The sequence below is a fragment of the Halalkalibacter sp. HAAS-P013 genome (genome assembly GCF_056619925.1).
In genome coordinates this window covers 1-17,332 of the sequence record NZ_JBWQTU010000027.1, presented here as the reverse complement: position 1 = coordinate 17,332, position 17,332 = coordinate 1, and the positions used below count along the sequence as shown (strand labels likewise).

At 38.4% G+C, this 17,332-nt stretch carries 19 protein-coding genes; 4 read left to right on the top strand and 15 right to left on the bottom strand.

What is annotated here, in order from left to right; genetic code table 11:
* Window positions 1-280 precede the first annotated feature (280 nt).
* From AC1FXP_RS22010 to AC1FXP_RS21995, 4 genes are all read right to left on the bottom strand, one after another.
* A complete protein-coding gene (locus tag AC1FXP_RS22010) occupies window positions 281-1,444 on the bottom strand; it encodes an iron-containing alcohol dehydrogenase (RefSeq protein ID WP_480064074.1) in 1,164 nt (387 codons plus the stop codon).
* Window positions 1,445-1,521: 77 nt separating this feature from the next.
* Window positions 1,522-2,376, bottom strand: a complete 855-nt coding sequence (locus AC1FXP_RS22005; protein ID WP_480064073.1) for an HAD family hydrolase — start codon at window positions 2,374-2,376, stop codon at window positions 1,522-1,524.
* A gap of 142 nt (window positions 2,377-2,518) precedes the next feature.
* A complete protein-coding gene (locus tag AC1FXP_RS22000) occupies window positions 2,519-2,878 on the bottom strand; it encodes a putative zinc-binding protein (protein ID WP_480064072.1) in 360 nt (119 codons plus the stop codon).
* Between the two features lie 177 nt (window positions 2,879-3,055).
* Window positions 3,056-4,243 carry a sulfite reductase subunit alpha gene (locus AC1FXP_RS21995; RefSeq protein ID WP_480064071.1) on the bottom strand — a complete coding sequence of 396 codons (1,188 nt, stop codon included), beginning with the start codon at window positions 4,241-4,243 and terminating at the stop codon, window positions 3,056-3,058.
* Window positions 4,244-4,538: 295 nt separating this feature from the next.
* On the opposite strand from AC1FXP_RS21995, the gene AC1FXP_RS21990 reads away from it, so the two are divergent.
* The 3 genes from AC1FXP_RS21990 to AC1FXP_RS21980 are packed head-to-tail and all read left to right on the top strand — an operon-like array spanning window position 4,539 to window position 7,114.
* A complete protein-coding gene (locus AC1FXP_RS21990) occupies window positions 4,539-5,537 on the top strand; it encodes an ABC transporter ATP-binding protein (RefSeq protein ID WP_480064070.1) in 999 nt (332 codons plus the stop codon).
* A complete protein-coding gene (locus AC1FXP_RS21985; protein WP_480064069.1) occupies window positions 5,534-6,325 on the top strand; it encodes an ABC transporter permease in 792 nt (263 codons plus the stop codon). Before AC1FXP_RS21990 ends, AC1FXP_RS21985 begins: the two co-directional genes overlap by 4 nt.
* A 3-nt stretch (window positions 6,326-6,328) precedes the next feature.
* Complete coding sequence (locus tag AC1FXP_RS21980; protein ID WP_480064068.1) at window positions 6,329-7,114, top strand: ABC transporter permease; 786 nt, start codon at window positions 6,329-6,331, stop codon at window positions 7,112-7,114.
* Between the two features lie 142 nt (window positions 7,115-7,256).
* Here AC1FXP_RS21980 and AC1FXP_RS21975 read toward each other — a convergent pair whose 3' ends face one another.
* From AC1FXP_RS21975 to AC1FXP_RS21945, 7 genes are all read right to left on the bottom strand, one after another.
* Window positions 7,257-7,754 (bottom strand): histidine phosphatase family protein, encoded by a 498-nt coding sequence (locus AC1FXP_RS21975; protein ID WP_480064067.1) that lies wholly within the window; start codon window positions 7,752-7,754, stop codon window positions 7,257-7,259.
* Window positions 7,755-8,182: 428 nt separating this feature from the next.
* Window positions 8,183-8,818: an FMN-dependent NADH-azoreductase gene (locus AC1FXP_RS21970; protein WP_480064066.1), complete on the bottom strand. Its 636-nt coding sequence runs from the start codon at window positions 8,816-8,818 to the stop codon at window positions 8,183-8,185.
* Between the two features lie 110 nt (window positions 8,819-8,928).
* Entirely contained in the window at window positions 8,929-9,075 is a 147-nt protein-coding gene (locus AC1FXP_RS21965) for a hypothetical protein (protein WP_480064065.1), read from the bottom strand.
* A gap of 133 nt (window positions 9,076-9,208) precedes the next feature.
* Window positions 9,209-10,021: a DUF368 domain-containing protein gene (locus AC1FXP_RS21960; protein ID WP_480064087.1), complete on the bottom strand. Its 813-nt coding sequence runs from the start codon at window positions 10,019-10,021 to the stop codon at window positions 9,209-9,211.
* Between the two features lie 338 nt (window positions 10,022-10,359).
* The gene (locus AC1FXP_RS21955; protein WP_480064064.1) at window positions 10,360-11,739 is read right to left on the bottom strand and encodes a Glu/Leu/Phe/Val family dehydrogenase; all 1,380 of its coding nucleotides are present in this window, start codon (window positions 11,737-11,739) and stop codon (window positions 10,360-10,362) included.
* A gap of 123 nt (window positions 11,740-11,862) precedes the next feature.
* Entirely contained in the window at window positions 11,863-12,921 is a 1,059-nt protein-coding gene (locus AC1FXP_RS21950) for an LLM class flavin-dependent oxidoreductase (protein ID WP_480064063.1), read from the bottom strand.
* Between the two features lie 14 nt (window positions 12,922-12,935).
* Window positions 12,936-13,937: an LLM class flavin-dependent oxidoreductase gene (locus AC1FXP_RS21945; RefSeq protein WP_480064062.1), complete on the bottom strand. Its 1,002-nt coding sequence runs from the start codon at window positions 13,935-13,937 to the stop codon at window positions 12,936-12,938.
* A 230-nt stretch (window positions 13,938-14,167) separates the two neighbouring features.
* Here AC1FXP_RS21945 and AC1FXP_RS21940 point away from each other — a divergent pair, with 230 nt between their 5' ends.
* Window positions 14,168-15,295 carry an MFS transporter gene (locus tag AC1FXP_RS21940; protein WP_480064061.1) on the top strand — a complete coding sequence of 376 codons (1,128 nt, stop codon included), beginning with the start codon at window positions 14,168-14,170 and terminating at the stop codon, window positions 15,293-15,295.
* A 51-nt stretch (window positions 15,296-15,346) separates the two neighbouring features.
* Here the strand turns inward: AC1FXP_RS21940 and AC1FXP_RS21935 are convergent, their stop codons facing one another.
* The 4 genes from AC1FXP_RS21935 to AC1FXP_RS21920 form a co-directional block, all read right to left on the bottom strand.
* A complete protein-coding gene (locus AC1FXP_RS21935; RefSeq protein WP_480064060.1) occupies window positions 15,347-15,910 on the bottom strand; it encodes an HPP family protein in 564 nt (187 codons plus the stop codon).
* A gap of 157 nt (window positions 15,911-16,067) precedes the next feature.
* Window positions 16,068-16,601: a hemerythrin domain-containing protein gene (locus AC1FXP_RS21930; protein ID WP_480064059.1), complete on the bottom strand. Its 534-nt coding sequence runs from the start codon at window positions 16,599-16,601 to the stop codon at window positions 16,068-16,070.
* A 139-nt stretch (window positions 16,602-16,740) separates the two neighbouring features.
* Complete coding sequence (gene nirD / locus AC1FXP_RS21925; RefSeq protein WP_480064058.1) at window positions 16,741-17,064, bottom strand: nitrite reductase small subunit NirD; 324 nt, start codon at window positions 17,062-17,064, stop codon at window positions 16,741-16,743.
* A 23-nt stretch (window positions 17,065-17,087) separates the two neighbouring features.
* Window positions 17,088-17,332, bottom strand: a 245-nt coding sequence (locus tag AC1FXP_RS21920; RefSeq protein WP_480064057.1) for a hypothetical protein, incomplete at its 5' end; no start/stop codon positions are given.

The following is a 17,332-nucleotide window of genomic DNA, read 5'->3' as shown; positions in this document are numbered from 1 at the left end:
CTTTTAGTCGAACAACATGCTTTCTCTTCATACACTCACCTCTTATTTCCACGATAAAAACAAAAGTTAAAAATGTATGACGTAAAATAGAATAAGGAGCGCTCCTTATTCTTTTAACGCGTATACAGTCAAGCCTACCTACATTTCCTCTCTTTATTTTATCAGTATTTTAATAGTTTTTATACACGTTTATTGGTTTTCAATACTCTCTTTGTTATTGAAAATATCAGGTTGAAGAGAAAAACTAAATGAGACCTCGTTTAAAACGAGGTCTCATCCCTTACTTCGATAACTGATAAATATTATAAACATCAGCCTCATACAACTTCACAAAATTACCTAGAGGTCCTCTTTCCGTACCCTTTCTCGCCATCTCCTCAAAATGCTCGTCACCAATGTTGGCTTCTCTTAGTGTAACTGGCATTCCAATCGAGCTAAAAAATTCTTCCGTTTTCTTAATCCCTGCTAGAGCTGTTTTTTCTAAATCATTTAAATTAATTTCAACATCCCACACACGATTCGCAAACTGTGCAAAGCGTTTTACATCATGTTTATATACATATTTCATCCATGCTGGGAAGATAATTGCAAGCCCTGCACCGTGCGCTAAATCATAGATCCCACTGATCTCATGTTCAATGTCATGACTTCCCCAATCACCGATTCTGCCTGTACTTAATAAATCATTATGTGCTAATGTTCCTGCCCACATAATTTCTGCTCTCGCATGATAGTTCGTCGGGTCTTCAAGAACGGTATGTGCATTGTTAATAATCGTTTTTAATGTCGCTTCACATAAGCGATCAGTTAAATCTACATGTTTCTCGTTTGTAAAATATCTTTCTAAAATATGTGCCATCATATCTGTAATTCCGCAAGCTGTTTGATAGCTTGGCAATGTATATGTAAGAACGGGATTTAAAATCGCAAACTTAGGTCGCATCGTTTCATGACCGACTGCCCGCTTATAAGCACCCTCCTCATTTGTGATGACACTTCCTGCACTGCTTTCACTACCAGCAGCTGGAATGGTTAGCACCACACCAATCGGTAAACAATCAGTGACAGATGCATTTCCTGTAAAGAAATCCCAAACATCTCCGTCATAATTCACGCCAATGGCGATTGCCTTAGCCGAATCAATGACACTTCCTCCACCTACAGCTAGAATTAAGTCGATGTGATTCTCCTTACAAAGATTTACCCCTTCTCGAACAAGGCTTACTCTTGGATTTGGCTTGACACCACCTAGCTCAAAAATTTCAACGCCTTGCTCTTGTAAGGATTGAACAACTCTATCATACAAACCGCTCTCTTTAATACTACCGCCACCATAATGCAAAAGTACTTTTTTGCCGTAAACAACCGTTTCTTGTCCAACTACTTGCTCTTGATCTTTCCCAAAGATAATTTTGGTACCGTTTTGAAAAGTGAAATCTTGCATGTGACCGCCTCCATTTTGTCTATTTTATTCTAATAGAAATCCTCAGTTATTTCTGTGTGGCTGTGCTTAAAACCTGTTTACAGTTGAAATTTCTTTTTAAGATAATGATATACACCATCTTCATCACAAGTAAATTCGGTTACATCATCTACCATTTCTTTAATTTGATCAGGGGCGTTCTTCATTGCCACGGCATAACTGACAAACTTAAGCATTGGTATGTCATTATTGCTATCACCAATCGCCATAATATCAGCACCAATTAAATCGAAATGCTCCAACATTTCCTTTATTCCTGTCGCTTTATTCACATTCGCTACCATTACTTCCACATTGTGAAGAGACGATATTGAGGTTGTAAAATCAATTTCCTTCTTTAATTGATCTAGCTCTTGCTTCCATTCATTGATATGATCTTTCGTTCTAGCAAAGAAATAAAACTTTGAGAATTTCTCTCCTTTGATCTCATTCGTCCAAGCAATTTCTTCCTTAATGGCTTGTTTACGTGAGAGCCATTCATTAATACCAACTTCCTTAGGCTTTGGATCTCTAATTTCATGTTCCACATATTCTTGATCTTGCTTTAATGTGATTCGATCCATTTCATAAGGAAAAAGTTCATAATAAACCTTATTCACTCTAGCTTTTTCAATAATCTTCTCAACCAATTCACGTGAAAGGGAATGCTCAAATACCACTTCCTTTCCTACATAGCCTGCCATTCCATTTGAAGTAATGTACCCATCCACTTCAAAGCCTTCTGGGACAACACCTTCAATTTCATCGAAAGCCCGCCCAGTTGCAATAAAAACGAAAAATCCTTTACTCCGCATGCAATCAATGATTTCTTTTGTATGTATACTTACCTTATTATAATGATTTAATATAGTACCATCCATGTCTAAGAAAATAGCTTTAGGTTTTGGATTCACAATATTCCCCCCAGTTTTGAAAAAAATAAGATTATTGAGTAAGTATACACTTTGATATATGGCGCTTCAATTGATGTACATTAATAAAAAAAAATCCCCAGACCTGTATGTGGCTTGGGGAGGAAACCAAAACTGTTTGACCCTACTTTTTAACATGCTTTAAAATCTGATCATATGTATCCATAAATAGCGTCAGATTCGGGTCTTCTCCTTTTCTTTTTGGGACGTTAAAGTCAGACAATACAAAATAATGCTTTGGCGCAACATCATGTCTAGCTAGCGAACTTTTGCAACAAGATAGGGGACATCCGTCAATGGCGATTATTTCTCGTCCTGACTTTGCCGTTTTTACAAGTGGTTTAACATCGCCGCCAACACCAGCAATGCAAGACATTTCCGCTACTTTTTCACGATCCATTTTTACCGCAATCATGTTTGCTGTTTGTGCGGCTGAAGAACAACCTGAGCATGAGTAGACAATTGGTAAATCTATTTTTTTCATTTTGTACTCCTCCTTGTCACTTTGTTTTCGAAAAATTTAAACTTAATGGGGTAGTATTAAGTTAAGAAGTTATCAACCACTTTAATTTACTTGCTTTTTTTCATCTATGAGTAATGTCACATTGGATATAAAAAAAGAATAAAGAGACAGGAATAATTCCTGCCTCCAAAATTTCATTTAATATACATCACGCTGATAACGCTTTTCTTTTTGCATCTCGGTTACATATTCTTCCGCGGCTTCACGGCTCATGCCGCCCTCTTTTTCAACAATATCAATTAGTGCGTTATGAACGTCTTTGGCCATGTACTGCTTATCTCCGCACACATAAAAGAATGCACCAGCTTCTAACCATTCAAACAACTCTTTGCTATTTTCAAGCATTTTATGCTGGACATACACCTTCTTATCGGTATCACGGGAAAACGCGGTATCTAGCTTGGTTAGTGCTCCATCTTGTTTATATTTTTCCAATTCATCTTGGTATAGGAAATCAGTCGCCTCGTGTTGGTCACCGAAAAATAACCAAGTCTTACCCTCTCCCCCCGCTACTGCGCGCTCTTCGATGAAAGAACGGAATGGGGCAATTCCTGTTCCTGGACCAACCATAATAATATCTGTGTCTGTTGATTCTGGTAAGTAGAAGTGTTTGTTTTGCTGAATAAATACTGGAAGTGTATCTCCTTCGCCAACACGTTCTGCACACTGGACAGAACAAACTCCATTGCGTTCGCGTCCGTGAGCTTCGTATCGAACTGCACCAATAGTTAAATGGACTTCATCTGGATGAGCTGTTAAGCTACTAGCAATTGAATACAGACGTGGGGGCATTTTTCTTAATAGGGAAACAATATCTTGAGCTGACGCATCCCATGGTCCAAATTCACGTAATAGGTCGATCAAGTCACGTCCATCCATATATTCTTTTAGTTGATCTTTATTCTCCGGCAGAATTAACTTTTGAATATCCTCATTTTCTGTGAATTGTGCTGCTTGCTGCACAATCTTCTTGTTTAATAATGTAATTTCAAAATACGTGCTCAACGCCTCACCTAGAGGTAGTGTTTCACCCTTTTTATTAATCGTTACACTTTCCTTTGCATCCCAATTCATTTCAGTAAGTAGTGTTTTCACCAATTCAGGGTCGTTTTCTGGGAAAACACCAAGGCAATCCCCAGGTACATAGGAAAGACCTGAATCTTTTAAAGATAATTCAATGTGCCGTGTTTCTTTTTTAGAGCCAGGTTTATTCAAATTATACGTTTTAAGAATTTCCGCTTGAAACGGATTCGTTCTCGAATATGTAACTGTAACCGCTTTCTGCACTTTAGGCTGTTCTGTACTTTTCACGTTATTGTTTTGCACAATTTACACCTCACTAAGTAAGTAGTTTGACCTCTTACAATTCATTTTATTATGTAAGTACTTCTTTATAAATACAATATTTCCTCTATAATATACAGTTTTTAATTTTTATGAATATTTTAGAGCCTTTCATCCTAACTGTAATGCGAATCAAGCAAAACCTTCAAGTAATTTGCTCAAAATCTTATCCCCCTTTAACATCTCATACTTGCTGGAATGGCGTCTACAAGTTAAACTATATTTTGCTTTTAAAAAGTATGACACACTTTTATTGCTAAAGGGGGCATGAAGAACGATGAACGTGATTGAAGTAACAAATTTACGAAAAGAATTTAAATCTTATTCTAGCCGTTCTGGTTTATCTGGAGCATTCCGTGACCTGTTCACAAGAAATTATAAAGTACTTGCGGCTGTTGATAATATTTCGTTGACGGTGAAACAAGGGGAAATGGTCGGCTACATCGGCGAGAATGGAGCTGGCAAATCGACGACAATCAAAATGTTAACAGGGATCTTAACGCCAACTTCTGGATCGATTGTCGTAAATGGGATGAACCCACATAAAGAACGTGAACAATTCGTTCGCACAATTGGTGTTGTTTTCGGGCAACGATCACAACTATGGTGGGACATTGCCGTCCAGGAGTCATTTAGATTATTAAAAAAGGTGTACCGAGTGTCCGATGAAGATTATAACAACCATATGGGCCATGTGATTGAAACATTAGAAATTGGTCCTTTATTAGACAAACCGGTACGAAAGCTTTCATTAGGTCAGCGTATGCGTTGTGAATTAGCGGCAGCTCTTATTCATAATCCTCCTCTCCTCTTTTTGGACGAGCCAACAATTGGCCTAGATGTGTTAGTAAAATTAAAAATTAGAAAGTTCTTAAAAGAGATTAATGAACAGTATAAAACGACCATCATCCTTACAACACATGATATCACAGATATCGAAGCTCTTTGCGAACGAGTCGTCTTATTAGATGAAGGAAAAATCGTCTATGATGGAAAACTGAATCAACTCCAAACAAATGCAGTCGAGGGAAAACAAGTTGAGTTTGAATTTTTAACAGAGGTTCTCTCTGCGACACTGCCTTCTTCACCACAGGTACATTGGCAACAAAAAGATGCAACGACTTGGCTTGCTACTGTAAATGGAGATGAGCAAGCGGTCTCTGAACTAATTAGTAAAGTCGTGCAAAACAACCCGATTAAAAATGTTCGTATTAATGAAATCTCAACTGAAGAGATTATTCGAAAGATTTATGAAGAAGGAATGGCCATCTCATGAGTCAATATATGGAAATGATCCGAGTTCGTTTTCTAATGATGCTCGCTTATCGAACGAACTATTATAGTGGAATATTAATTTACAGCATTAACATTGGTGCCTATTACTTTTTATGGTCAGCAATTTATGGAGGACAAGAAGAAATTCAAGGGTTATCGGTTCTGCAAATGACAACGTATGTCGCTGTTGCGTGGATGGCTAGAGCCTTCTACTTTAATAATATTGACCGGGAAATTGCCAATGAAATTAAAGATGGAAAAGTGGCAATTGAAATGATTCGTCCTTATAATTATTTGGGTATGAAAACAATGCAAGGACTAGGAGAAGGCTTATTTAGACTCTTGTTCTTTTCCGTACCGGGTATGGTCATCGTTGCGCTCGTCTTCCCGATTAGTTTTTCTGCTAGTTTTTCAACATGGGTATTTTTCTTTATCTCACTAATCTTTAGTTTCATTGTAAATACACAAATTAACTTACTTACAGGAATTATGACATTTTTCTTATTTAATAACTCAGGGTTGATTCGGGCGAAACGTGTTGTCATTGATTTGTTTTCAGGCCTATTGTTACCAATCTCTTTTTACCCGCTTTGGGCGCAATCTGTCATGATGTATTTGCCGTTTCAAGCGATCAGCTATATTCCTAGTATGATTTTCACAGAAGGATTCATAGGAAGAGAGATTTATACGGCTGTTCTGTTACAAGCATTTTGGGCACTTATTCTATTCATTCCAATTCAACTGTTATGGGCACTAGCAAAAAAACAGTTGATTGTTCAAGGAGGCTAATAAATGTTCTACATTTCTATATTCTTTCAATATGCCTCTCAGTATTTGAAAACAAGATTAACTTATCGTGTAGATACGGTAGTTGAAATTTTTTCTGACTTATTATTTCAAGCTGTAAATCTAGTTTTTATTTTAGTTGTCTTTGGACATACGACGTTACTTAGTGGATGGAATCGTGAAGAAATTATCTTTATCTATGGATTTTTCCTAGTTCCTTACGCGATCTTTTCATCCTTCTTTAACATTTGGGACTTTAATGAACGCTATATCGTAAAAGGGGAAATGGACCGTGTCTTAACTAGACCGATTCATAGCCTATTTCAAATTATAATGGAGCGAATGGAGCTAGAGTCATTATTCGGAGTTATTACAGGCCTAGCAATTATGTACTATGCAGGCTCAAGCCTAGGATTAACCTTTGCTTGGTATGATATCTTCATTTTTATCGCCATGGTTTTAGGCGGGGCCTTTATTTATGCTGGCATTTTTATTTCTCTTGCTAGCATTGGCTTCTGGTCGGATAGTCGTACGGACATTATGCCGATGATGTATAACATTGGAAACTACGGCAGGTACCCAGTCGATATTTACCATAACGTGATTCGCTTTGTATTAACATGGATTTTGCCGTTTGCTTTTGTCGGTGTGTATCCCGCTGCTTATTTCCTTCAAAGGGAAGAATGGTATGTGTATGCATTTTTAACACCGGTGATGGGTATCGTGTTTTTAGCAATCGCGGTTATGTTGTGGAATGCGGGAGTGAAGAAATACCGCGGGGCTGGAAACTGATTATTTAATGAGAGTTTATAGATTTACTCGTCGTAGATTACGACTTACACTACAATACCTACCCCCACTCGTAAAATAGGTTCCTGTTCTAAGCACTTCAATAACGCTGGGACAGGAACCCAAAATCTACCCTTAATTTCTACTACTGACCCAAATTCACCATATCCTCTAAAGTCAAATGAGCAACTACTTCATACCCATTTCCTTGCCCCCGCGGTCTCACGACAACTGTTCCCATATTAGTCAGAGCATTCAAACCTACGCCTGGAGGAAAGCTGTGAGCGATAATTACTTTATTGTTACCAGGTGTCGGTTCCATTTCTAAGTAAGACTGGAGGTTGGCTAAGACTCTTCTCTGTTCCACTATGCTCAAATCATCCAATAGATAGATGTCAACCCAAAAAGGGTCAACTTGAACATAACCTCCCCCAAAAGCCCATGCAGCCGTTTCTCTACTCCTACAGAAAGGGCTAGCAAGAACCGGATACATGACAGGAATACGAGCTCTGCGAATGACCTCCCCATATGTCGCTGCTTGACTTCTACCAACTTCTGAAAGGTTCCTTTGGGTTGAGCAATCCTGAAAGGTAAGGTTTGGTTGATCGACTCCCATACTTGCTTCAGCGTGTCTTGCATACAAAATATATCCTCCACCTTGAAGTGTTTCAAGTAAAAAGATTGCTGGACTGAAGCCGATTGGGTGTAACGGTCCACGATTGGCAAAACAGAATTAGACAGATTCGCATTCACTTCGTAAAAACCATTTGTTGCTCTAAGCTGTTCTACCTGTGCTACTTGATTTGACAGTTGTTCAGTTACATCACGGTTCATCAACTTCATTCTCTCCCTGCGATATTTGACTAGCCGTTCTATTAACATCATAATAATGTATGACATTCGTCTAAGAATGGTGTTTGGGACTCTATGTACACAAAAAAGCGCCTGTAAAAACGAGGGTACTTATTCAACCTCAGTTTTTCTATTTTTGCCACAAAACTAGTCCAACTAAAAAAGCCTGCCCTCATTGGTAAGGACAAGCTCTCTCAAATAGTACATACTTCTACTAACTTAAAATGTATAAGCTAAATCTTTTGCTCGTGCAATCGCATTTTCTTTAATTTCTTGAGCTTTATCAGGCATTGCATTATGGCCTTCTACAAACAACCCTTCAAAGGAAGGAACCCCGAAGAATTGCATAATGATTGACAGGTAACGATGCCCCATCTCCATTTGTGCTGCAGGCCCTTCTGAATAAACCCCGCCTCTGGCTTGAATATGCAACGCTTTTTTATCAGTTAATAAGCCTACCGGACCTTGCTCTGTATACTTAAACGTTTTGCCAGCAACAGCAACAGAATCAATATACGCTTTGAGTACTGGTGGGAATGAGAAATTCCAGAGAGGTGACACAAAAATATATTTGTCTGCTGCAATAAACTGCTCACATAATTCAGAGAGTCTACCAACTTTTGCTTTTTCATCAGCCGAAAGATCGTCAAATCCCTGTCCAGATCGAAGCTTCCCCCAACCATTAAACACATCGACATCAATATGAGGAATGTCTTCTTTGTACAGATCTACATTCTCCACTTCATGGTCCGGGTTTACTTCCTTATACATGTCGATAAATGCCTTTCCTGCTGCCATACTAAAGGATTGCGTGTCATCATGCGGGTGTGCCGTAATATATAATATCTTAGTCATATTTTTACTCAACCTCTCTATATTATTATGCACTCTAGTTTTTGCAAAATTCCTCATTCCATCCTAATAAAAAAAAGATGCCTCCAACTACAAGACACCCTCTCAAATCCCTACTCATTATTCTCATTTCCATAAGGATTTCCAACAATATTTAATCTGATTTCATCAGTCAGTTTAAACGGTTCACTTATTGTTTCATTCCCTGAGTTTTCTTCATTTTGCATACTTCCATCATAATGAATTGGCTTATTTTCCATATGTATGTTCACCTCCATTGGCTATTAGTGTGCGCCTTTATCTGCTAATTATTTAGCATGACGGGTTGTTATGTAAGCCTCATTATATACAAATGCCCCCTGTGTAATCTCAACACAGGGGGCTCTAAAATTCCTAATGATTTAATTTTACAACTGTTTTTTTCACTTCAAAATAACTTAATAAATAGGCACTCATTCCACCCATTCCTAAAGAAAGTACACTAATAAATAATAAAAAACTATCGCCTGCCATCCCAGGATAAATCACGACAATCGAACCAATAATAAAGCCAATCATTAACGCATAAGTGCTCGTTCGATACTTTTTAAAAAGAAAAGTAATTAATCGACTTGTTATCACTAATCCAATCGCAATTCCTGATCCTACTGTTAAAATGACAGGGATATTAAACGTAGATAACGCATTAACAACTGTTGGATACACGCCCAGTAGCAAAAATACAAATGATCCACTAACACCAGGTAAAATCATAGCAGAGCTAGCAATCCATCCAGCAAAAAACAATAAAGTATAATCAGTCCAAGTTAGCTGACTCATTACTGTTGCTAATTCATTATCTTTGACAAAAAATGTAGCACCTACAATAATCGCACCTAATGCAAGGAGTACATAATGAATAGACGAAAAATTATTTTTATAATCAATATCTTTTAGCAGCGTAGGAATAATCCCTATTATCAACCCTAAGAAAAAGAAAAATGTTGGTTGAGGATATTCAGCTAAAAGCCATTCAACTAAATGACTAATCGTTAATAACGCAATAACAATCCCGGTCCCTAATGGAATCAAGAACATCAAATGTTTCTTCCATTCCTTTGAAAATAAACCATTAATTGTAGCAAGTAACGATTGATAGATTCCAAGAACTAACGCAATCGTTCCACCACTTACTCCAGGGATAAGATCACTTACACCCATCGTCATACCTTTAAAAATATTCTTCCATTGAAACAAGGCTTTCTTCTCCTTTATATAAAAATATAAACCAAACAAAATAGACCTCAACAAACGAAAAGGTCTAGCTATAACTGATTCATTTTCGTAAAGTTATTGAGATTATCATAAATGAGATCGTCAAATAATACAACCAAATTATTGCATTCCCTATATTTCTCACAATAAATTCCGAAAATTGTCTGAATTTGTTCTTGTCAGTGTGAGTTTGCTAAAGCTCACTCATACTTTTCTATCCCCTTTATCATAGGTTACAAAGGTCCTGCCCCAGGTGTTCTTTGAATCACTGAAGCAGGACCTTTTTATTATTAGTACAATTTCCCTTGACGATATAACACCGTGCTCAATTTCAAAACAGAATGAATATAACAATTCTGACGTAATGGGAAGGGATCTCCAAAATATTGTGGAAGAATCGCATCCATCGTTGCTTTCATCTTATCAACTAACAGTTTAAAAACCTCTTCTTCATTATAAAATTGTGTTTCGCGGCCTTGAAGCCATTCAAAATAAGAAACGATTACCCCTCCTGCATTTGCAAGAATATCTGGAATGATAATGACACCTTTTTCACTTAAATATTGATCTGCTCTACCTGACACTGGAGCATTAGCACCTTCTACAATAAATTTCGCTTTAATGTCCTTCATGTTATCTTCATGTATTTGATCTTGTAACGCGGCTAAAATTAATACATCTACATCAAGTTCTAACACTTGATCTCGCTCATGAATCACCGCTTTAATTCCAGCCTGAGATAATTGCTCATCTGATGTCGGAAGGTCCCCTTTATTTTTTTCGGTAACATTAATTAAAGCAGGGATGTCTAAGCCATCAGAATTATAAAGCATAACATTTCGATCACTAACTGCAACCACTTTATTTTGCAAAAGTGAGCACTGATAAGCTTCAAGAGCTGCAACGGAACCGACATTCCCAAAACCTTGAACAGCACAAGTCATCGGTTTATCCGTATAACCTAATAACGTCTTTGCAAATTTGTTCCCCGTATTTGTTAAAAAGGTCTGTTGCTCTTTTAAGAAGTCATGGAGCATATAGCGAAACGAAAAGTACACACCTTTTCCAGTTGCTTCCCTTCGCCCTAATGAGCCGCCATTTATGATACTTTTCCCTGTGAAACTTCCTCTGTATGGTTCACCTGGACGAATGCTTTTATATTCAGCCATCATCCAATCCATTTCACGATCACCAGAACCCATATCTGGTGCAGGAATGTCTTTGTCCGGACCTAAAATATCACTAAAATAATGAACGTACTTTTGACAAATTAAGTTAATTTCTTTTGCGGAGTGATCTCTTGGTGTCAAGACAACACCACCTTTCCCACCTCCGAAAGGGACGTCATGAAGAGCATTTTTTAGTGTCATTAAGGCAGCAAGGTTTATTACTTCTTCCTCTTTTACCGTTTCATGAAAACGAATCCCTCCTTTATACGGACCAAGCGTGTTATTATGCTGAACACGAAAAGCAGGAATTCGTACAATCTTCCCATTGTCTAGAGATATTCGTAAAAAAGCTTTATGTACTTTGTTAGGGGTTGAAAGAATGGAAGCTAATGAGGCAAAAGCTTGTTCTCTTGATTTATCTTGTAATTCAGGTAAAAAGCTAGAATCCTTTAACAATGCGTCTAATGATTCTTGAACAATCGAACCAGTTTGGCTAGCCATAAAAATAAAACCCTCCATTATTCTACTTATTCATTACTATTACTTTACCCGAAATTTAACAAAACAAACCAAATTATGGAGCGCAGTGTGGAAGTTATAACCATTAGTTGGTCTTATGGAATATTACTTCCCTTCGCCTTCTGCTTCCCACTTAGAAATTTCCTTTCGAACCATTGGAGCTACCTCTTTCCCCAGCAGTTCAATCGCTCTCATCACATCATCATGTGGCATGGATCCAACAGGCACATGCAACATGAAGCGTGTGATTCCTACATTTTTACGAAGGTGAATTATTTTTTCTGCGACCGTTTTGGAGTCTCCTACATACAACGCTCCCTCAAAGCTACGAGCCGCATCAAAACTGGATCGGTCATAATGGCCCCAGCCACGCTCTCGTCCTAATTTGTTCATGACATGCTGTGTTGATGGGAAAAATTTATTTGCTGCCACTTCTGTCTCTTCAGCGATAAAGCCGTGAGAATGTGAAGCAACAGGCAGCTTCGATACATCATGACCTGCTTTAGCAGCTGCCCTTTTATAAAGACGTACAAGAGGCTCAAACTGGGTTGGCCGTCCGCCAATGATAGCTAAGACTAGTGGCAGTCCGAGGAGCCCCGCACGAACGACGGATTCTGAATTCCCACCACTGCCAATCCAAACAGGTAAAGGATCTTGCACTGGTCGAGGGTATACTCCTAGATTATTAATCGCTGGACGATGCCCACCTCTCCACGTCACTTTTTCTGATTCGCGTATTTTTAATAGCAATTCCAATTTCTCATTAAAGAGCTCATCATAATCTTTTAGCTCGTAGCCAAATAACGGAAACGATTCAATAAACGAGCCTCTCCCTGCCATGATCTCTGCACGGCCATTTGAAATTGCATCAAGCGTTGCAAACTCCTGAAACACTCGTACTGGATCGGCCGAAGAAAGCACTGTTACCGCACTTGTTAGTCTTATTCGTTTCGTTTGCACGGCTGCTCCTGCAAGAACTACAGCTGGAGAAGAGGCGGCAAAATCTTCGCGATGATGCTCACCGACACCAAAGACATCTAGACCGACTTGATCAGCTAATATAATTTCCTCGACTACTTCACGTATTCTCTTCGCGTGGCTTACCACTTTTCCGGTTTCTACATCGGGTGTGGTCTCTACAAATGTGCTAACACCAATTTCCATAAAAGTCTCCTTATTTATTTGCCATCTACTACTTCTTTAAAAATCTCATAAGAACGTTTTTGCTTATCTTGATCGTAAATATAGGACACAGCCATTAATTCATTAACGTTATACTTCCCTTGGAAATCGGTTAATTGTTGTTTAATCGATTCTTTGCTACCCATGAATGTTACACTCGACATCGACATAGCGATTTCTTTTTCTTGTGGACTCCAAATCGAATCCATGTCTTCCACCGGTGGACTTAACGGTGTTTGAGAATTACGTACAACATTTAGGAAAAATTGCTTCATCGTTGTTGATTCATATTGGGCCTCTTCATCACTTTCAGCCGCAATTACGTTTAAACAAACCATCATATATGGAGCATCCAAGTATTCGGATGGCTCAAACCGACTGCGATAAATCGAGATTGCTTCCTCCATATGTCTTGGAGCGAAGTGGGAAGCAAATGCATAAGGCAAGCCTAATTTCGCCGCTAAGTAAGCTGAATCTGTCGATGATCCAAGGATATAAATCGGTACATTCGTGCCAACTCCGGGATAGGCTTTGACGTAACTTTGACGTTCCTCAGGTCCAAAATAAGTAAGCAGTGCATTCACATCATCAGGAAACGTGTAGACTGTATCGTTTTTTGATCGTCGAAGAGCATTTGCTGTCATCATGTCTGTACCAGGCGCACGCCCAAGTCCAAGATCAATTCTCTCAGGGTACATCGCTGCCATCGTTCCAAATTGTTCAGCAACTACTAATGGAGAATGGTTCGGCAGCATAATTCCACCCGAACCTACTTTAATCTTCTTTGTATGTTCTAACGTATGTTTAATTAAAATTGGTGTTGCTGAACTAACAAGGGTCGGCATATTATGGTGTTCTGCAATCCAATAACGACTATATCCCATTTCTTCTGTCACTTGGGCTAAATCGACCATCGAATCAATCGCTTCTTTTGCAGTCTGTCCTTTCCGAATGGGAGCTAAATTTAAAACAGATACAGGTATTTGTATATTTGACATGTAGATTTATCCTTTCTTGCTGAAGTTACAAACCTATAGTAACAATTTCTAAACACGAAACAAAATAATTTGCTTATTTTTTTAAAGTAAGTAAATCCACCTAAACTTTTCATCATTTCCTCACTTTATGTTGTCTATGTTTTTAAAAATACTCGACAATGATTGCTTAATTTGCCCATGATTGTTTTAATCAAATTACGTAGATAAATTGTAACCTTGAGGTGACGTTTATGGCTTTGCTTTATATTATTATAATCGTGGCATTTATCGATACTTTTTCACAGCTTCCGATTATTGCTCCCTTTGCTATAAGTTTAGGAGCTACACCTATGTTAGTCGGAATTATTATTGGACTCTATTCTTTTTCAAATATTATTGGAAATATTGTATCCGGGTATTGGATCGATCGAAGTGGACCTAAAATAGTTTTATGTGTGGGAATGATCTTCGTTGGAATCGTGCTGTTCTTCTATTCTATTGTGACAACACCGCAACAGTTAGCCTACGTTCGTTTTTTTCATGGGCTAGCCGGGGGGTTGATCGTCCCTGCAGCTTTTACGTATTTAGGTTCAAGAAAAACTTCTGAGTCAAAAGGCCGGATTATGGCTTTTTCTGGAGCTTCTGTTGGAATTGCCGCTATTGCAGGCCCGGCACTTGGGGCGATTATTAGTGGAAGATTCGGGTATGATTATTTATTTTTCATGCTTACGGTTCTTATGATAGGATGTGCGGTACTTGCTATCTTTTTTGTAAAAGAGCTTCAAGTTATCAGCTCTAAGGCAGCGTCTCCTCAAATAACTTCGCTTAAGCTGACAAAACCGATGCTTTTTTCATACACATCAATCTTTTTATTAATGTTCACATTAGGAATTCTCACATTCGCTCTGCCATTAAAAGTAGAAGAACTGCAACTAAGCGCCGAATTAACCGGCCCATTATTAAGTGTATTTGGACTGGTAGCTATCCTTATCTTTGTTCTTCCAACGAACGTTCTTTTTGATAAATGGAATAATGTCCATCTAATGACTATTGGGCTAGTAATAATATGTGGGGCTTTAGTGAGCTTATCTCTCTCTGCTTCCTTTATTCATTTGCTGCTTGCAATGATGATTTACGGGATTGGTTTTGCTTTTATTTTCCCATCGACTAGCGCGACGGTTGTCGAGCACTCCGGGGAAGCAAAACGCGGTAAGGCATTTGGCCTGTTTTACGCATGTTTTTCTTTTGGTGTTATTACTGGGTCATTTTTTGCTGGAGCTTTAGCTGTATCACCTTCTTTTTTGTTTTTTATTGGGGCCTTATGTTTGTTGCTGATTGTTATACTTTTGTATCTTTTTAGTTGGAAACCTGTTATTTGAGGACAAATAACTGAAAAAGTGCTATGGAAATGAGATCCATAGCACTTTGAGTTATATCCATCGTTGAGGATACGTTCTACTTTCAAACAAATTATTATATAAAACCGAGATGCCTACGACGATAATTGCACTTATCACAATGGTTAACAACAACCCCCAACCAGCCTGTGAGTTAATAGCTACGATCGCACTAGCTGCAGCAGGCGGATGCATCATCTTAGTAATCAGCATAAGAAGGACCACAACTGCTAAAGTAATGCCAATTGTGATATGAGACCTTCCGAATAGATCCCAAATCGATAATGCGGCAACCGTTGAAAGAATATGTCCCCCGATTATATGCCTCGGTTGGGAAAATGGACCTTCGTATGCTGCAAAAACGAGTAAACAGGTAGCGCCGATAGGACCTAATGCCATTGGATAACCTAGGCTAACAGCAAGAATGCTTATAATGATCATCGTAATCAAACCGCCACCTGCTGAAATCAAAGAGTCTGTTAAGCGAACAGCTTGATCTTGTGCACTAACCCCTTTCATCTTATGAATATATTGCTCAAAGCTCCAGCCCTTTTCCAACTCAACCGTTTTCTTTAATTCCCCTTTTTCCAAAGGCAAAAGCCTTCCTCCTCCTTCTATAAACAAAAAGTCAAGAGACTTGTAAGATTATTTCACACAAAATTCATTATAAAGGGAATTTTTAGAAACGTAAATACGGATGGGGGGTAAAATTAAAAAGAGAACACGCTTTTGAATACGAGCTCTCTCCATATCATTACTTTGAATTTATTTGTATATCCAAGCTTTGCTTCTCATCATTACTCAGTAATTGCTCTGCCATCGGAAACAAAATTTCCTCTTCCTTCATAAAATGCCCTTGTAATATATGAAACGCTTCATTATACAGTTGAGTCATTTGAATGAGCTCGTTAATGGCTACTTCTGCTTCTAACTGAGATGTTTTTTCTAGAAACGTTCGTAAATTACTTTTTGCTTGATCATGCTCATATTCCATCACAGCAATGGGGCCTACATCTTTCCCCGTGTATTTGGCCACCATTGGAAATAACACGCCTTCTTCTTTTTCAGAGTGGGGATCCAACTGACTAACAAACTCGACGATTCCATCTCGTAAATTTCCCAACTGCTCCTTCATCTTTTCTCTATCTTTTTCCTCTTCTATTGAAACCGATAAATTGTACAAAAACTCCATTTGCTCGCGTAATGGTGTATGTTCTTCTTTCAATGTTCTAAGTGGGCGACACAATTCGATTGAAGCGTTACCTGCTAATCCACAAATATGTTCCATATGAATACCTCCTCTTTTTTATAAGAGTATCAGAGAAACTTTGTGGAGGTTGTGATGACGGTCACACCTAGCTCAATACCCCCTCCCACACAAAAAGCATGCGCCTTCCCCCAAGGCGCATGCTCCTCCATTCACTAACTCACAAATATATATAAACCAATTTTTCTTTGACGTCTACCTTATACTTCTTCACACAACCTACATCTGGTGCTTGCACTTGCCCGTCATTCACGTTAATTTTCCAATCGTGAAGGGGACAAAATACATGTTCACCGCTGACGATTCCTTCCGATAGTGGTCCCCCTTTGTGCGGACAGCTATTTTGAATCGCTTTTACAGTACCATCTTTTTGTTTAAAAAGCGCAATCTCTTCTCCATCTACATTTACCCTTTGTCCGATTCCAACCGTTAAATCTGACAATGCAGCCACTTCTATCTTTTTTATAGTATCTATTTTACTCATCGTCTCCCCCTAGTATTAAAAAATTATGAAAGCACTTCTACTTGCTTCTTTTTGAATTCTTGTTGTAATTCTTCTTTCTCAACTATTTCCTTCCATGGATCTTTTCCAGTTGAAAGAGCTACGTCCATTCTTTCAATAAGAGCTTTGCAACCTTCCTCGTCTTCAAGAACCACTTTCTTCATATGATCTAAGCCAACTCGTTCCACAAAATGGGACGTTCTCTCTAAATATCTCGCATTCTCTCTGTAATATTGCATAAACGCACTGA